Origin of the sequence: Flavobacterium arundinis, from assembly GCF_038289855.1 — a bacterium.
GTDB classification, from domain to species: Bacteria; Bacteroidota; Bacteroidia; order Flavobacteriales; family Flavobacteriaceae; genus Flavobacterium; species Flavobacterium arundinis.
This window is the reverse complement of the sequence record NZ_JBBYHR010000003.1, coordinates 126,168-143,825: the sequence shown is the minus strand read 5'-3', so window position 1 is coordinate 143,825 and position 17,658 is coordinate 126,168. Positions and strand designations below refer to the sequence as shown.

At 41.7% G+C, this 17,658-nt stretch carries 10 protein-coding genes; 3 read left to right on the top strand and 7 right to left on the bottom strand.

Annotation, left to right across the window (positions count from 1 at the left end; all coding sequences use genetic code 11):
- Positions 1-33: 33 nt before the first annotated feature.
- From AAEO56_RS06230 to AAEO56_RS06200, 7 genes are all read right to left on the bottom strand, one after another.
- Positions 34-1,332 (bottom strand): restriction endonuclease subunit S, encoded by a 1,299-nt coding sequence (locus AAEO56_RS06230; protein WP_341696173.1) that lies wholly within the window; start codon positions 1,330-1,332, stop codon positions 34-36.
- Complete coding sequence (locus AAEO56_RS06225) at positions 1,322-2,941, bottom strand: HsdM family class I SAM-dependent methyltransferase (protein WP_341696172.1); 1,620 nt, start codon at positions 2,939-2,941, stop codon at positions 1,322-1,324. The genes AAEO56_RS06230 and AAEO56_RS06225 overlap by 11 nt, the downstream gene beginning before the upstream one ends.
- 5 nt (positions 2,942-2,946) lie before the next feature.
- Positions 2,947-6,021 (bottom strand): DEAD/DEAH box helicase family protein, encoded by a 3,075-nt coding sequence (locus AAEO56_RS06220; RefSeq protein ID WP_341696171.1) that lies wholly within the window; start codon positions 6,019-6,021, stop codon positions 2,947-2,949.
- A 137-nt stretch (positions 6,022-6,158) separates the two neighbouring features.
- On the bottom strand, positions 6,159-7,079 hold the full coding sequence (locus tag AAEO56_RS06215) for a restriction endonuclease (RefSeq protein WP_341696170.1): 921 nt from the start codon (positions 7,077-7,079) through the stop codon (positions 6,159-6,161).
- Between the two features lie 25 nt (positions 7,080-7,104).
- Entirely contained in the window at positions 7,105-7,842 is a 738-nt protein-coding gene (locus AAEO56_RS06210) for a Shedu anti-phage system protein SduA domain-containing protein (protein WP_341696169.1), read from the bottom strand.
- 48 nt (positions 7,843-7,890) lie between these two features.
- On the bottom strand, positions 7,891-9,642 hold the full coding sequence (locus tag AAEO56_RS06205) for an OLD family protein (RefSeq protein ID WP_341696168.1): 1,752 nt from the start codon (positions 9,640-9,642) through the stop codon (positions 7,891-7,893).
- 132 nt (positions 9,643-9,774) lie between these two features.
- The gene (locus AAEO56_RS06200; protein ID WP_341696167.1) at positions 9,775-10,041 is read right to left on the bottom strand and encodes a helix-turn-helix domain-containing protein; all 267 of its coding nucleotides are present in this window, start codon (positions 10,039-10,041) and stop codon (positions 9,775-9,777) included.
- A 572-nt stretch (positions 10,042-10,613) separates the two neighbouring features.
- On the opposite strand from AAEO56_RS06200, the gene AAEO56_RS06195 reads away from it, so the two are divergent.
- The 3 genes from AAEO56_RS06195 to AAEO56_RS06185 are packed head-to-tail and all read left to right on the top strand — an operon-like array spanning position 10,614 to position 17,644.
- Positions 10,614-13,631 (top strand): SusC/RagA family TonB-linked outer membrane protein, encoded by a 3,018-nt coding sequence (locus tag AAEO56_RS06195; protein ID WP_341696166.1) that lies wholly within the window; start codon positions 10,614-10,616, stop codon positions 13,629-13,631.
- 12 nt (positions 13,632-13,643) lie between these two features.
- On the top strand, positions 13,644-15,017 hold the full coding sequence (locus AAEO56_RS06190) for a RagB/SusD family nutrient uptake outer membrane protein (RefSeq protein ID WP_341696165.1): 1,374 nt from the start codon (positions 13,644-13,646) through the stop codon (positions 15,015-15,017).
- Positions 15,017-17,644 carry a S9 family peptidase gene (locus AAEO56_RS06185; RefSeq protein ID WP_341696164.1) on the top strand — a complete coding sequence of 876 codons (2,628 nt, stop codon included), beginning with the start codon at positions 15,017-15,019 and terminating at the stop codon, positions 17,642-17,644. Before AAEO56_RS06190 ends, AAEO56_RS06185 begins: the two co-directional genes overlap by 1 nt.
- The last annotated feature ends 14 nt before the right edge of the window (positions 17,645-17,658 follow it).

Sequence of the window (17,658 nt, the reverse complement as noted above, 5' to 3'; positions counted from 1 at the left end):
AGCTTTGATGTGATTTTTTTTAACATCTAAATATTATTTATATTTCATACTCCCCTCAGCTACCATTCCCATTTTCTCCTCAGTCTCACCTACAGTAACCTGCCCATTCATTAACATAGGCAACAACCAATCTCTCAATTGGGTAAGTTCCTGGTTTTCTTCTCCCATTTTATTTTGTTTTTCGAAACATGGTTTAGTAATAGTATTGTACTTTTCTAATATTTTTGAAGAAGGTCTTACTACTTTTAAAGAAAACAAATCGTCTTTAGTAATTGAACCAAAAGTTGTTCCGTTAACATTTCTTCTATCAAATATTTGTTTCAAATCAATCATAACTTCGTACAAATAAGACATACAATTGTCTTTACTATTTAGTGCTGCAAGACCGCGACCTATGCAGCAATCTTCTTTAGCAACATTCATTGTCCCAACCGGTGCTCTTACACTTAATAAAATATCCCCCTGTGTAGCAAATCTGGAAGGAGATGTTGTGAACTTTCTAATTGTTGGATATCTATTTCCAAAATCTGTAGAACCTTGATAAAATACACATCCACTTCCATCTTCATTATAGCTTTCTCCTGGCGGTGATTGCCCCATAGTAATATTTGCGATGTCACTTAAACAACAAACCTCCCACCCCATAGGAATCTCCCTCTTCAACGCTTCATCCCAAACCATTTTCCCGCCCGATGATTTATAAGGCTTACCGTTAGCATCAGGAAAATCAAACTGTACAAACCAGTAATCATACAGGGTTTTGGTCATGGACTCGAGCTCCACATTGATTTTATTGTTCAATTCTATTTTATCGTCTAAAGCTGAAAGGACAGAGACTATCTTTTGTTGTGTGGGAAATTCTGGAATTCTTAATTGTAGCTTCTCTAAATAATCAATATTTATATTATCTTGAATGCTACCTTGCACGGAATTTTGAATCCTTTGTCTTATAAAAGCAAAAAGGTAGTGCATGAAAACGCTCGTGGTTTCCTTTTTGAAAGGTATAAATCCTACAACGCTATCGGGAAAACACATTTTTTTCTTTAAAATAGCTGTTTCAGCAATATTTGCAGCAATCGTGATACAGAGTGTATCTTCATCCCAAAGTTTACTTTGTTTTAAACCGACTTCATTGTAAAATTCTGTTGCTTTTTCGATATATAAATTAGCCGCTTTTATATCTCCAGTTTGAATTAAAGGAATCTTTCCATTAAGAAAAAGTTTGGAATCATTTCTTGGTCTATGTTTAGACTTCCCTCTCTTAAATTCTCCAATCTGATTAAGTTTTTTTAAAGGCCAGTGACTATTTAATGATGTTTCATTATATCCCATTCCTCAATTCCTTTAACTGTTGCTGTATTCTTTCATCTAAGGCATTGCCTTCAATAAAAAGGTTTTGTAGACTACTTTCAAATCCGTTCATTTTTTTGGCAAATTCCTCAGCACTAATATCTGAGTATTCAATTTTTACATCAAAATGCTGCCCCGCACTAAAGCTGTAGCTTTTTTCAATTACCTGTTCTTTGGTAACCACTACGGAGAGGTCGGGCACGGCCTGTTTGGCAATAAAGGTTTCTATAATATGGTTTTCTTCGGCAGGGGTAAGTACCGTGCGCTGATTTTTACCTTCCTTAACCGTTTCACCCAGCTTAGAGGCATCCATCAATACAATATGTTCGCTATCTGCTTTCTTATCTAAAAACAGCACCGAAACGTTAGTACCCGTACTGGCAAAAATATTACTGGGCATGCTTACCACACCGCGTAGCCAGCCGTTGTTAATTATGTGCTCACGGATTTTCTTCTCAATGCCGCTCTGTGCCGTAATAAATCCGGTAGGTACTACAATAGCCGCTTTACCTGTGTCGCTCAATGAGTACATGATGTGTTGTATGAACAAGAGATAAATAGCCATTGATTCTTTTTTGCTTTTGGCGATATTCGGAATCCCGGCAAAAAAACGTTTTTTAAAAGCATCTTTATCTAAATCCGCATGAAAATCAGAAAAATCTAATTTAAATGGCGGATTAGAAACAATGTAGTCGAACTTTTCGTCCAAATAGTTCGGTTGCGCTATCGTATTGGTCTTGATAATATTTGGGATAGAATGCGTCAGATTATTAAGCACCAGGTTTAAACGTAGCATATTGCTCGATTTCTGCGAAATATCCTCGGAGTAAATGGTACAGTTCTCTTCGCCAATCTCGTGGGCTATGCTCATTAATAGCGTGCCCGACCCCGCCGATGGGTCATACACTTTTGCCCCTTTTACCGGCTCGGGCACCATAATTTGCGCCATAATGCGGGCAACCGCATGAGGCGTATAATACTCGGCATATTTCCCGCCACTGTCGGTGTTGTAATCTTTAATAAGGTATTCAAAGATTGTAGCGAAGAAATCGTATTTCTGCTCAAACATCTCCTCAAAACTAAACTCAAACAGTTTGTTGACTAAAGCTTTTGCGAAGGCATCACGCTGCGAGGAATCTGAAATAAACTGCGTTAAATCGTCAAATAAACTGTCTTTAGCCCCGGTAAAAGACTTTACCGAAAATACTTCGGCGTTTTCAACCGAAACCTGTCGCAGGGTGTCGTCAAACGTTTTACCAAAATCAGGATCATTCTGGATGGTAAACAAATGCGAGATAAGGTGCTGTGGTCTTAACCGCGGAATATTTGGGTCTAAAGAAGCTACCAAAAAACTGTAGTCCTCATCATTTAGATTACGCAGGGCTTCCGAGAAATTCTCAGCTTCATTTAAAGCAGGCATTTCCTGCTTTACGGCATACCTGAATTTATCATTTAGAAATTTATACAGGAATACCTGGGTAATAATTTTAAATTCGTTTCCATCATTTCCTAAGCCATAGTTAGCACAGACACTTTTTAGGTTATCTATAAGTGCCTTAGTTTTAGTCATGAAGTTAATGTCCTGGGTCATGTATATTATCTGTATTGATATTGTTGTAAATACTCGTTTACAATTAAGCTATTTATTGATTCTGTGGTTGGGAAATCCAACGGTATGTTTTCTTTTTTCTTGAATTCCTGTACTACCAGCTGCAGCAGGTAGCGTTTAAAAAAGGCTTCGTTCTTTAGTACATCTTCCTGGCCTTCGAGTTTACTGTCTACGTGCTGCTTTACTTGCATTAGGGCCTTGTGCAATTGCATTTCTTTACCGTTTAGCGTACCTTTTTCATTAAGCCGCTTATGCACGCGGGCATACTTGTCATCGTTTTCATACTTGGCTTTCAGCAAAGCATTTTTACGGTTTAGCTCTTTTGCCCGGTCGTAAATTTTTTGCAGTAAATGCATGTTCTCTACCATATCGGCCTGAGAAATTTCGCTTAGGTTCCTGTTCTTAAAAATGCGTTCCAGTTCTTCGCGCAAACTTACAAATTGTGGATCAATTTGGTCAAAATTATGCTGCAGCGATTCCCTGGTTTTACGTAAAATATTTTTAAACTCATCTGCTAATACAAGTTCGCTCTCGTCTACTTTAATAAACTGGAAAATAATATCTTCTAAAGCCGTGTTTAGCAAGTTGGCAGAAGCCTCTTCATTACCTATGCTTTCAAGGAAATTAAGGTTATCCAGACGGTGTTGCGCTTCAAGCAGCAGGCGGTTCCATACCTCAAAATCGGCTATGCCATCAAGCGCCTCATAACCGTTTACGGCAATAATATTTTTAAGTTCTTTGGCAGTACGCAAAGCCCTTATCAATCGCAGCAGCTCATTTTTATCGGTAAGCCGGGCAATTTGCTGAGAAAACAGCTCCATGTTCTGCGTATCGTAATGAAATAAGGTTTCCCTGATTTCCTGTATTTCCTTCCGGATTTCCTCCTCTGTTTTAAACAGGTGGGAATACATTTCCATTTCGTCGCCCAACTGTTCCTGCAACTCGTCAAAATACAGCTTGTTGGTACGGTCAAACGCTTTGGAGATGTCGGCAAAATCCACTACATAGCCATACTGGTATTTCTTATAAGGGCGGTTCACACGGGTCAGGGTCTGTAATAAGTTATGATCCTGGATTACGCGCGCGAGGTATAATTTCTTTAACCGTTTGGCATCAAATCCGGTAAGCAGCATATTGTAAACAAACAATATATCTACTTTACCTTTTTTATAGGCATTAATTAACTCTTTACGAACGGCTTTGTCGTTAACATCATGTAAAATCAGGGCCGCGCTCAGGGCTGGCTCGTCATGTAAGCCGTATTTGGCTTTGGGCTCTGCCGCCATTAGCAGGCTGGCATCGGTTTCCTGCACGCCATATTTCTCCTGAAACAGGTGGAAAAGCTCCTTCGCCTGGTCGGCTGAATCGCAAACTACCATACCGCCCAAACATGTATCCTGGTGGTCTCTGCGGAATTTGATTAAATCTTTAGTAATATAATCGAGTAAAGGCACAGCAAACTTAGGATGCGCATATATTTGTCGCGTCGTAATGTCACCCTGCAACACCTTGATTTGCTCCATAACCTCTTTCATTTCCATTTTGAAGTTGCCCTCAATCTGTTCGCGAATAAGGCGAAGTGTGTAGCCGTCGGCAATCGACATGTTATAGTAGTACTTGTGGATGTAATTGCCAAACAACAGTTTCGAATCGTAGTCCTTGGCGACTTCTTTCAACAAGGGTGTTCCGGTTAAGGCTATCATTACCGCCGAACGGTCAGAATTAAACAGATGCCCCAAATAGCTCCCTTTCGGGTTGTAACTACGGTGGGCTTCATCTAAAAAGTAAACCCTTTGTACGTTGATATCGTACATAAGATCTTTAGCTGAAACGGCATCTTCTGAAAATTTCTGAATGTTGACTACTGTAATTTCAGGCTCTCCGGAATCGTTATGCAAAGCGCCGACTACCTGCAAGTCTTTAACAAATTCATCTTTAGAATTTACCTGCTTTACCCTTAGGCCCCGGTTGGCAAATTCGCCGGAAGCCTGGATTAACAAATCCAAACGGTCAACTATAAAATAGAATTTGGGAATAACTTGTTGCTTAGCATAATAATCGGTTAGATATTTTACATTAAAATAGGCCAGGGCTGTTTTACCCGACCCCTGTGTGTGCCAGATAATTCCTTTGTTTTGACCTGCCTGTAGCTTTGCCTCAATTGCCTGCGTGGCAAATAACTGAGGATAGCGCATAATGTGTTTTTGGTACGAAATTTTACCGTCAGTATCTTCCTTTACATAAGCAATGGCGTATTTCAGTAAAAATTGTAAGCGCTCTTTACTGAATAAAGAAGTTAGAATACGATTTGTTGGTGTCCTTTCCTGTTTGTTGGTAAGGTATTCCGGACTGTTTTTAATAACAATCAGGTTGTTATCCTTAAGCAATTCAATTTCCGTTTTTTCATCAATTGTAAGCAGCTTTTGCTTTACAGGATATTCCTCATCTTCCCTGAAGAAATTGAAATGAACCTGATCGTAAGACGGAGTTCCGTAGAATGCCCCAAAAACAGGGTCTACTATTCCGTCTTCATATTCCATATTGTTAGAGAACACCAATAACTGTGTTATATTAGCAAAACGCTGGAAGTGTTTATTAGCGAAGCGTTTATTGATACGATTCCGTTCAGCGATAACCCCCTCTTTATTGTGTGGTTTCTTAACCTCAATAAATGCCAAAGGCATTCCATTAATTAAAACGGTAATATCAGGGCGAAACTCTTCATCACCCGTTTTGCAGGTTAACTCTGTAGTGACATGAAATTCGTTATTGGAAAAATCTGCAAAATCCATCAGTTTCAGGCCTGATGTAGCCACCAACCGCTCATAGAATTTTTTACCTAAATCTTCATAGTCGAGCTCTAAATTAATTTCATCGAGTAGACGCTGGGCATCTTGCTCAGAAATATTATTTATGGCAGCTATCTTTGGAATAAAAATAGAGGGGAAGATATTGTTTTCTTCTATCCTAATCTGCTGGTTTAACGGAATGTATCTATACCCCAGGCGCATCAAATGCAGTAAAGCTGGAATTTTTACCCGGGAATCTTCATTAAACGTCATATAGAAGGAGTTGATTTCCTGTAAAAATAGGGATTTATTGTATCAATCCGTTAACATTAAATTAAGGAGTAGTTTAAGTTTAACGTAAATTCCGCCCCTGACATACACAGCGCGTCCGAACTTGGAACACCAATCGCTTAAACTTTTTTAGTAGACGTATCAACGATTATTCCACCGTCAGAAACCACAAATGTTTGTTGTTCAAAAATCTTTTCCATTAGGAGCCACACCCTGTCAACAATCGAAAAGACCTTCTTCTCAGTTGTATCTTTAACTGTCAGTGAGCCTGTATAAGTAATACTTTTTAATTTATGTACATTGGTAGGGAAATATAGTAAAGCCTGCTGGTGGGAATACTCTTTGCTCACTGTTATAGTGGGATCTTGTTCATTAAGATAATTTTTAAACACCATTATCTCATCAAATAAATTGGTTATTTTTCCACTTACATGCTTTACAAAAATGTAATATTGATCCTTCTCGTCTAATTTAATCTGGTTACCATCAGTATCCGTAGCGATAATGTTTGTTACCACCGGACGTCTTCTGGTTATTCCAACGTTTATACCTAAATCAAAAAGATGCAATGGTTTTTGGTAGTCAGGATATTCTTTTCCGGCTTCTTTAAGTTGGACAATTAAGATGTTCCTATATTTTGCGAACAGTTGTGCGTCTGGTGTAAAACCACTTTTTGATACTATTATACCACGGTGTATTTTGGCATCATTCATAGTTTCCGAAAGTTTCATCACTGTATCTTTGGTAACCTTCGTATTCAAATATTTGCATTCAATTGCAGTTCGAAAAATCCCTGTATCATCTGTTTCTAAAGTTAAGACATCTATCTGATGTGTAACTCCTGATTCACCCCTGACTTTACAGTCGTTACCCCAGCCTTCAATAGTAATATTATAGCCTCCTAAGGTTTCATAAATATATTTTGTTATCAACTCGTATTGTTGCCAGTCTAGTTTGTTTTGATCTTCCATCTCAAGTTTAGTCAAATTCACACCATTTACTTCTAAAAGCGCTTTTGATAATGTCGTGAAATCTATCATATAAGTCTTAAACAGAAATATTTATTTACCATAAATATTTGGGGCCTTCAATTGCTTTTCTTATCAAATTATCGTAAGTACGAATTCTGATGTTTTGTTTTGAGTAACCATTATTCAGGAAAACTAACCTCCTTTTCTCGTTATCATCAAGTTTAGCCCATCTGCCTATAACGATAGTATATGAAAAGTAGCATGATTCTATACCACCAAACCCTTCCCAAATACTCTGAATCCGATTTTTTGCTGCATAAATAAAACTGCCTTTTTCAGATTTATGAGGGTATTTCGGAGAATCCTTTAATAGCTTCATACAGCTATTAATAAAAGTTTGTTTATTGTGCTGTATATATTGCTCCCAATCTAATACTTGACCTAAAGCTGTTTGTAATTTATTAGCTGGAGTTAATTTCTTAGTCAAGAGTCTGTCGCTCGGTTTTTCGATCTCTACTAAGTGGATGTGACATCCTCCTTGGCTTATAGAGAAAATTGCATAGTCCGCGAGATGAAAATTACCTATAGGAGGTTTCGCTAAGATTCCCAATGTACTTTCATCTGTTGACACAGCTGTTCGTATCAAAAAGTGTGGATGCTCCGAAATAAACTTTTGATACGATTCTTCAGAGCCATCTAATCCAATTAATTCTGCAAAATCATGAATCTCATTAAAAGACGGTGATTTTGATAACTTATGTGTTTTTATTTCATCTCCTAAAATCAAAGGATCAAAAATTTCCTGTAGAATAGTCTCTACCTTGTTATCCATACTGTTTCTATTACGTTGTTTTCACTTCTATAAGAGGATTATAATATATTACTTCCTACATGTTTCATGAATTAGTTGTTTAATTGTAAGATTTTCTAACTTAAAAGCCAAAGGATTGGTTATGTTTTGTCCATTATAGAGGTGTAAAGATGTGTTATATATTATTCCTAACAGAAAGTACGTTTCTGGTATCACAATTCCTAACGACTGGGCGTAAAGTAATTTGTTTTTGGTTCCATGTACTTTCAAAAAAGCATCTTTTTGGACAGCATTGTGAATTAAGTTATAAACTTTCATTTCAATAACTTTCCTTAATGCGAAGCAAATTGCTAATGGGTCGTATTTTTTTCCATCTAAATAATTTTCGACCTCTCTATATATTTTTCTATGGAATTTATTTGTGTCACCCCATTCCTTAACAAGTCCCAGAGCATCAAACTTATTTTGAATATCAATTTGTTGTGGATTAAAGTGAAAAAAATACTCATCTAGTTCTGCTTTAATACTTGGCTCTTCACGATTATAAATGATTTTATGAAGATTTAGGCTTTGATCTATGTTATATTCCTTTAAATAAAAAACTTTTAACTTACCATCGCTAAAGCAAAAGTGATTGAAAAAATTAGGATCAAGATGAGTTAGTAGTACTGAGAAAAGATTAATACCTCTATGCACTGCTCTATCTATAAGGTCTGTTAAAAAATATTGAAAGGATATCAGATTCGCATCATCCAAATAATCGAATACTTCGTCAATAACTAGTATTTGATTTTGTTTATTAAGATCTATTCTCGCTTTTAAAAGCAACGCGACAAAATTTAAAATGTCTCTCTGACCATTAGATATCTCATGCGCTTTAGGCCAATTTACCACTAACTTTTTCTTTTCGACTACTGGTGCGATGCTAAATCGTGTGGTATTAAAGTCAGATATTAAGCGAGTTGTATATTCAGAATATTCAATGAAATCACAATAATTAAAAACTTTTTCAACTTGAGTTTTAGTCATTGGATACATCAATTTAATTAATTGCCAAGCTACTAAGAAGGATTTTGCTAAAGTTTCTTGACCTGGAAATTTCATCTGGTTTATTATGCGCGTAAGCTTATTAATCTCAACATTAGCTTCTAAAAAGGTCTCAACATTTTGATCAATATATTGAAGTACATTACTTGCTACGCCATTGACTCCATTTATTTGATTTAAAAAAATTTGAAGAGGATTCAATGTCCTACCGAGTTTTAATTCGTTAATATTAACTTGTGATAATATTCTTCTTAATAATACAGGATTATGGATTATCCCATTTACATTATCTAACACTTTTGAGTTAGCTCCAAAACTTTGATTCAAAACAGTTTTTCTGTAATCAAAATTTGCTTGGTTGGGGATTTTTTCCACCAAAATAGTTGGCTGAATATCAAGTGAAAATCTGGAAATTGTTCTCCCACCATAACGTTGAACTGTACCGGATGCTTTAAGTTGACTATTTATTACAAATACGTCGAATTCATCTCTTATTTGATTCATAGTATGGTCTGCTACTAATAATCTTGAACCAGCTGTATCTGTTACACTCAACTTTATAACTGGAAGGTTTCTAATATCTCCATTATGAAGATGCTTTTCATCTAATTCAATTTTTGAAGAATTTAAACTCTTAAATCCTATCCCAAAAGAGGTTTTTCCGAAACCATTGGGGGCGACAAATATATTGACTTTATTAGGAACCAATTCAGCGTTCAAATTAAGGTTTGCAATTCCTTTAATGTTGTCTATCTCAATTGCAGTTATTTTCATAAATAAGAAATTTGCAGGAAAATACTAAGTTATTCTATAAAAATAGTACGTAAAAATACCTGTTTTAAAGAAATGTTAAAATACCTATTAGTAGGTAATTATTGGAAACGAAAAAAGATGCTCTCGCATCTCTTATCTTATCTTTAATTTTGGATTTTCTTTTTCAACCCTCTTAAAGAAATCTGATAAGGATATTTTGTAATATTCGCATAATAAAAATAGCGTGCTTGGAGAAATGTTTCCTTTGCCAGTTTCGATGCGGGCTAAGTTAATTGTAACACCTTTTAACTCTAAGATATCAGTTATTACAGAACCTTGAACCAAAGCAGCTTCAGCGCGTAAGCCCTGAAGAACTGCGCGCATCGCTAATAAAAGTTCATTATTTTTTATCTGCTCCATAATATTTCAAAGGGACAGATAAAAATTTATCATTACAACGACATATATGTCGGTAAAATGTTTTACCTTTCGCAAATTATTATTCTATTTAATATTATTTTTGCGATACTTCTAATAATATGAAGCATTCGCTTGGAATCCCGCCTTAGGAAACTGGTAATTTTTGCAACGGGATGATAAGTGTACATGCTCACGCCATATGGCGTGGGCTCACTTATTGTTGCATGGTATACCAGTACCTCTAAGGCAGTAAGCTGAGTTTAAACCCACGCCTCCTTTTTAGGGGTTATTACTTCATTCTCAGCTTGTATTCTTAGCGCATTCTTCATTTTTTTTATCGGGCTTCGCAAACGTTGTAGTTTAACCCTTAACCCGTTTTGCGTATGGTTTAATTTTTTCATAGTTAAGTAGCCCGGCCTGTACTGGTATTCCCTTTTCGAGTTGGTTGGGGAAAGGCCGGGTATCTTTTTTTTTCTTATCAGTACAAAAAAATAACCCTCAGACGTCGGCAAACTAACCTGAGGGCTGTAGATCAACAAACCCAAATTGTTTCATTAATCTTAACCAATGTTATGAAATTTATTTCAGCTAACAAAGGGCTAAGGGTGCTTTTCTATTCTCTTGCATTAGCTACCCTGCCACTCAGTGCCTTAGCCCGGGCACATGCTTCACCATCCGGTAAAGCTTTTTTTCAACAGTCAGTATCTGGAACTGTTTCCGATGGTTCAGGGCCACTACCCGGTGCGGCCATTGTCATAAAAGGCAGTGGCCGATCAGCGACTACGGACGCCGAGGGTAAATTCTCCATCGCGGCTACACCTGACGATATTCTTATCGTTTCCTTTGTGGGATTTAAAACAGTAGAATTGCCTGTCGGCGCGCAGGCTGTTATAAATGTTGTCCTTCAGGAAGACAGCCTGCAGCTTGAAGAAGTGACCATTAATGCCGGTTACTACAACGTTAAACAAAAGGAAAGCACGGGTAATATCTCCCGCATTACTTCAAAAGATATCGAGACCCAGCCTGTCTCCAACGTGTTGGCCACCATGCAGGGGCGTATGGCCGGTGTTTCCATTACCCAGGATTCCGGTGCGCCCGGTGGTGCCTTCCAGATACGCATCCGTGGGCAGAACAGCCTCCGTGCGGAAGGCAATGACCCATTATATATTATCGACGGGGTTCCGTTCTCCTCCGAGACGATCGGCTTCAGCGAAACCTCGGGTTTTAACCCGAGCATGACCAGCCCGCTTAACGGGATCAATCCCGCCGACATTGCAAGTATTGAGGTGCTCAAGGATGCCGATGCTACGGCCATATATGGCTCACGTGGGGCTAATGGTGTCGTGCTGATTACAACCAAAAAAGGTAAAGTTGGGAAAACGGCATTTAGTGTCACGGCTTCCACTTCCGCAGGTAAAGTGACCACGATGCTCGACCTTATGAAGACGGAGCAATATCTTGCCATGAGACGGCAGGCCTACGCCAATGACGGCATAACGGAGTACCCTGCCACTGCTTACGATGTCAATGGCACGTGGGATCAAAACCGTTATACTGACTGGCAGAAGGAACTTATCGGCGGGACAGCACAGATAACCAGCCTGCAGGCTTCGGTATCAGGCGGTAGTGAATCCACACAATACCAACTCTCCGGCGACTACCGCACCGAAACCACGGTCATGCCCGGTGACTTCAGCTACGACAGGGGCTCAGTGCATTTCAATGCTAATCATGGCTCTCCGGATGACCGCTTTAAGCTGACATTCTCCAGTGGCTATAGTTTTCAGAAAAATGATCTGCCCGCAGCAGACCTGACGACGACCTCCCGAAACCTCGCACCGAACGCACCGGCACTCTATAAACCGGATGGAACCCTGAACTGGGAGAATAATACATGGACCAACCCACTGGCAGCGCTGGAACAGCAGTTTACTGCGAACATCAATACCCTTACTGCCAGCACGGTATTATCCTATGCGGTAACGCCTTCACTTATTATCAAGGCGAACCTTGGCTATAATGAAGTGGCCAATTCTGAAAGCAAGACCATGCCCTCCACAATGTACAATCCTTCCTTTGGGTATGGCAGCGAGAGCAGCAGCATTGAGCTGAATCAGACAGGCCGTAAATCATGGATCATCGAGCCGCAGGTCAGCTGGTCGGGCAATTGGTCGAAAGGAAAGATTGAGGCACTCGCCGGGGCTACATTCCAGCGGCAGCAGACCGACAGGCTTTTCCAGTTCGGCTACGGCTTCCCGAGCAATACGCTCATGAACAACCTGGCTGCCGCATCACTGGTATATGTCTACACGGATGATATGACCATTTACAAGTATCAGGCATTGTTCGCGCGTGTCAATTACAACTGGGATGGCCGCTATATTGTCAACCTCACAGGCAGGCGCGATGGTTCCAGCCGTTTCGGCCCCGGCAACCAGTTTGCGAATTTCGGGGCGGTTGGGGCGGCATGGATTTTTTCAAACGAAGATTTCCTGAACGAAAGCAAAGTGCTGAGCTTCGGTAAGATCCGGGGCAGTTATGGTACGACCGGCAACGACCAGATCGGCGATTACCAGTATTACAACACTTACGCTACCAACGGGGTTACCTATGACGGGATTATCGGCCTTCAGCCCACAAGGCTCTATAACCCGAACTTTGGCTGGGAGATCAACAAGAAACTCGAGGCAGGGTTGGAACTCGGTTTCTTTAAAGACCGTGTCTTCGCTACCGCCTCATGGTACAGGAACCGTTCTTCCAACCAACTAGTCGGCATTCCCCTTCCCGGCACAACAGGCTTTAGCGTACTGACCGCGAACCTTGATGCCGAAGTGGAAAATAGCGGTGTGGAATTCACCCTGCGGACCATCAACATTGACAACGGGGCATTCTCCTGGTCTACCTCGTTTAACATTGCGGCCAACAGGAACAAATTGATCGCGTTTCCGGGGTTGGAGGCCTCTTCTTACGCGACAACCTACAGGATCGGCGAATCCCTGAGTATCGTAAACCTGTACGGGTACAATGGTGTGAACGCGGAGACAGGCCGTTATGAGTTTACGGATTTTAATGGCGATGGGACCATATCGTATCTTGACGACCGCAAAGCCATCGTAGACCTGACCCCGTCCTTTTTCGGCGGCTTGCAGAACCAACTCCAATACAAAGGGTTTAGCCTTGATTTCCTTTTCCACTTTGTCAAACAGGAAAATCTGGCCCCTACACCGGGAGCCCCGGGTACTGCCGTTAACCAGCGGGCCGACATAGCCGATGTCTGGAGCCAACCGGGCGACCAGGCAACCTATCAGCGCTTTACCGCAGGCTTCGATTCTGCCGCAATGCTGGCTTTCAGCCAGTTCAACAGCAGTACCGGTGCCATTCAGGATGCCTCCTTTATCCGCCTGAAGAATATTGCACTGTCCTATGATGTGCCCGCATCCCTGATCAAAGGCACAAAACTGCGGCTGTTTGCCACAGGACAGAACGTATTCACACTTACTTCCTATAAAAACGGCGATCCTGAACTCAGATTCGGCGGTTCACTTCCGCCTTTGAGGGTATTTACGGGCGGGGTACAATTATCATTTTAATCTTATACAATCATGAAAAAAATACAGTCAATTTTATATGCTGCCATAGCGCTCCTTCTTTGGGGTTGCGACAGCTTTGTCGAGGTGGACCTGCCACAGTCCATGCTCACCGGGCCACAGGTCTTTCAGGATAAAAGCACCGTGGAAGCCGCAATGTCCGACATCTACACCAAGTTAAGGGATGAGGGATTTTTGAGCGGTGGCCTTTCAGGGGCTAGCGCAAGCTTTGGGCTTTATACTGATGAATTGATAACTTACAGCGGGGCTGGAAGCCCTGAAGACAACTTGTTTACCAATTCCCTGCTCGCCTCCAATTCCGTTGTGCTTGATTACTGGAACAGGGCATATCATCATATCTATTGTGCCAACGCTATTATAGAAGGTGTTGAAGCCTCTTCCTCACTTAGCCCTGAAGACAAAAACCGCTTTAAGGGTGAGGCGCTGTTTGTACGGGCATTGGCACACTTTTACCTCACCAATTCTTTTGGCGATGTGCCCTATATCGCTACCACTGATTATGAAGCCAACAGGCGGGCTGTACGCCAGCCCGCAGCACAGGTGTATGAAAAGATGATTGCCGACCTGCAATTGTCCGTTGAGCTATTCCCTGCGAGCTATTCCGTACCCGAACGCACCAAGCCGGACAGGTCTGCAGCGTATGCGCTGCTTTCCAGGGTATATCTTTACGATGGCCGATGGGCTGAGGCAGCCGATGCCGCAACAGCGGTATTGGATGGACCGGGTTTTGTACTGGAAGAAAATCTGGACAATGTCTTTTTAAAAGAATCCCGTTCCACCATCTGGCAGTTTAAGCCAAAGATAACCGGAGGCAATGCCGATGAAGGCGCTACTTTCATATTTATGGATACTCCACCGCCTTCACTATCGCTTCGGGAGGAATTGGTTGGGGCCTTTGAAGCCGGTGACCTGCGCAGGACGCATTGGGTAAAAACACTCACTAACGGGACCTCACAGTGGCACCATGCCTACAAGTACAAGCAGAATGTGAATACCGGGACATCAGTCGAGTATTCTGTAGTCTTCCGTCTGGAAGAGCTGTTTTTGATAAGGGCTGAAGCGCGTGCTATGCTCGGTGATTTGGTCGGTGGCCTCACTGATCTCAATACCATAAGGAACAGGGCCGGGCTGGTTATTGCCGAAGCATCTTCTTCTGAGGTACTGGTTAATGCTATACTGCAGGAAAGAAGGGTCGAATTCTTTACTGAATACGGGCACCGTTTCTTTGACCTCAAGCGGACACAGAAGGCGAATGAAATTTTACCGCTGGCAAAACCTGGCTGGAACAGTACCGATATCCTCTGGCCCCTGCCGGAGCAGGAATTGTTGGCTAACAGCGCGCTGGCACCACAAAATCCGGGGTACTAATGAAAGTGAATGTAAACAGGCTGATAAAGATGGCTGCTGTATGCGTTGTAATTTTAGTTGGGCTTGTGCCTTGTCCTGTATTGGGGCAGGGCATCCAAAAAAAGCAGCTTACAGAAGAGGATTACGGCCTGTGGGGCAGCCTCAGGACTTTTGCGGTTTCTGATAACGGCCTTTGGGTTTCGTATAAGATTAGCTATCCGTCGGGTAATGATACTTTGTTTGTAAAAAGCACACAGTCCACGGCTATGTATAGCCTGCCAAAAATCCCAAACGGTTTCTTTGTGGGCAACAGCAGATATGCTTTCCTTGCCAAAGGACAGGTGGAGATTATTGCATTGGATTCGGGAATAAGGACGTTCATCCGGGAGGTAAAGGATTGCCAGCCTGTTAACGGCGGCCGGTACCTGTTGGCGACAGCATCCGACAACGATAGTACCTGCCTTAACCTTTACGATCTGGACGGCAGGCTACTCAAAAGGTTTTGCAATATCGCCGGTTATGCACTTAACAATGCGAAGGATGCATTGCTGTATACCCAATACGAAAATCAGTCGCATGCTATCTGCATTGTTAGTCTTGGTAAAAAAAGCATGAAGACAAGTATAATCAGCAATAGCAACGTGCCCTTTTCCAAACTGGCCTGGAGTAAAGATGATAATGCGGTAGCGTTCCAATCCCTGGCTGCCAATAGGAGTGTTGATCCGGGACATGTGTACCTGTATGACATAGGTACCAGTAAACTGCATAGCCTCAGCGATAAGAATGCCAAAACCTTTCCTGATGGGCAAAGGCTCTCGGCTGATAATGCGCTGCACCTCAGGATTAGCGATGACCATAAGCGTGTGTTCTTTGGGACAGAAGACAATGTAGCTTTATCAGCGGTACAAGAGGAGGATCTGGTAGAAATATGGAAACATAATGATACGATTCTGTACCCTGTGCAGCGCGAAGTGAAACGCTATCCCAGGGCGGAAAGCCATCTTGGCGTATGGAATGTGGATTTGAATAGTGCCGTAATTATTGGGAAAGGCCAGTACCGCTGGGCGCTGTTGGCCGGTAATGCCCGTTATGTAATCTCATCAGGGAATGCAACAGACTTCAGGGACCTTCGTTATTATCAACATACCGATTATTATATCACGGACGCTGTGACCGGCGCGACCTCGTTACTGCTCGCCAGCCATCCGGGACCAGATGCAACGTTCAGCCTGTCGCCTGATGGGCGTTATCTGGCCTATCTGAAGGATGGCAATTGGTGGACCTATGATACGCAGGCGAAAAAACACACCAACATTACCGTTATGCTGCAATCACAATGGGATACCAGCCTCTCTAAACCAGGATATTCCGTATTTTCATTTGGGATTATGGGATGGGACCATGACGGCAATATCCTTATTAATGATGAGCATGATATCTGGAGCGTCTCACCCAATGGTAGAGGCGGCAAAAGGATAACCAGAGGAAAAGAGGCGCAGCTATCCTACAGGTTGGCGGCAAAGGAAGGAGCTGGTTTTAATCCTGTGGCTTACTCGTCCTCGTCCTCCCGGCTGTTAGATTTACGAAAGGGTATTTACCTGTCTTGGTACAATACGCAAAACGGCGTAAGCGGCTACACCAGGTTGGAGAAAGGTAAAATAATTCCATTGTCTTCCGGGCGTTTTAATGCGGGCAACCTCCTTACATGCCAAAATCCCGGAATAGTCCTATATGAACAGCAGGGCTATGACCTTCCACCGCGTATTGTCGCTTATGATATAAAGCAGAAAGCCAGCAAAGTCATCGTTGAAAGCAATGTACACCATCGTAATTTTGAATGGGGCCATTCTGAGATAATATCCTATAACGTAGACACCGATAGCCTGAAAGGGGTGCTGATCTATCCTGCCGGTTACACGGCTGGGGAGAAATACCCGATGATAACCTATATTTATGAGCGGTTGTTGCATAGGGCGCAGGAATATGTCAACCCCTCACCTTACGATATAATGGGATTCAATATCGCAAACCTGAGCGCTAAAGGATATTTTATACTGCTTCCCGATATACGGTATAGGCCCGGCCACACCGGGCAGTCCGCGCTGGAGTGCGTTACAGCAGCCGTTGACAGTGTTGTAAGGGCAGGCAGGGTTGACCCTGCAAGAATTGGAATTATAGGCCACTCATTTGGAGGATTTGAGACCAACTATATCATTGCTCACAGCAAACTATTTGCTGCTGCTATAAGTGGTGCCGGTATTTCGGATCCGATCTATGCGTACTTGTCATATGGGGAAGGCACGACAGAAATAGATTACTGGCGCTATGAAGACCAGCAATTCCGTATTGGAAAGGGCTTTTTTGAAGCTCCGGAATTATACATAGAAAACTCGCCTCTTTTCAGTGCTGCTGACATTACAACACCCTTATTGATCTGGTCAGGAAAAAAAGACCCCGTAGTCAATCCGGATCAAAGCTTCATCATGTATGCGGCGATGAGAAGGCTCAAGAAAAAAAGCATCTTACTCTTGTATCCGGATGAAGTGCATGCGCTGGCCCTAAAAAAGAATCAAGCGGATCTGACCATGCGGACGGAAAGCTGGTTCGGGCATTACCTGAGGGGGATGAAGGCCGATTGGATTGAGTAAGCCATTTTATAAAT

Excerpts from the sequence above, each read along its gene's own strand:
- AAEO56_RS06220 (WP_341696171.1), bottom strand. The coding sequence starts at position 6,021 with ATGACGTTTAATGAAGATTCCCGGGTAAAAATTCCAGCTTTACTGCAT.
- AAEO56_RS06185 (WP_341696164.1), top strand. The coding sequence starts at position 15,017 with ATGAAAGTGAATGTAAACAGGCTGATAAAGATGGCTGCTGTATGCGTT.
- AAEO56_RS06225 (WP_341696172.1), bottom strand. The coding sequence starts at position 2,941 with ATGACCCAGGACATTAACTTCATGACTAAAACTAAGGCACTTATAGAT.
- AAEO56_RS06190 (WP_341696165.1), top strand. The coding sequence starts at position 13,644 with ATGAAAAAAATACAGTCAATTTTATATGCTGCCATAGCGCTCCTTCTT.
- AAEO56_RS06205 (WP_341696168.1), bottom strand. The coding sequence starts at position 9,642 with ATGAAAATAACTGCAATTGAGATAGACAACATTAAAGGAATTGCAAAC.
- AAEO56_RS06195 (WP_341696166.1), top strand. The coding sequence starts at position 10,614 with ATGAAATTTATTTCAGCTAACAAAGGGCTAAGGGTGCTTTTCTATTCT.
- AAEO56_RS06200 (WP_341696167.1), bottom strand. The coding sequence starts at position 10,041 with ATGGAGCAGATAAAAAATAATGAACTTTTATTAGCGATGCGCGCAGTT.
- AAEO56_RS06230 (WP_341696173.1), bottom strand. The coding sequence starts at position 1,332 with ATGGGATATAATGAAACATCATTAAATAGTCACTGGCCTTTAAAAAAA.
- AAEO56_RS06210 (WP_341696169.1), bottom strand. The coding sequence starts at position 7,842 with ATGGATAACAAGGTAGAGACTATTCTACAGGAAATTTTTGATCCTTTG.
- AAEO56_RS06215 (WP_341696170.1), bottom strand. The coding sequence starts at position 7,079 with ATGATAGATTTCACGACATTATCAAAAGCGCTTTTAGAAGTAAATGGT.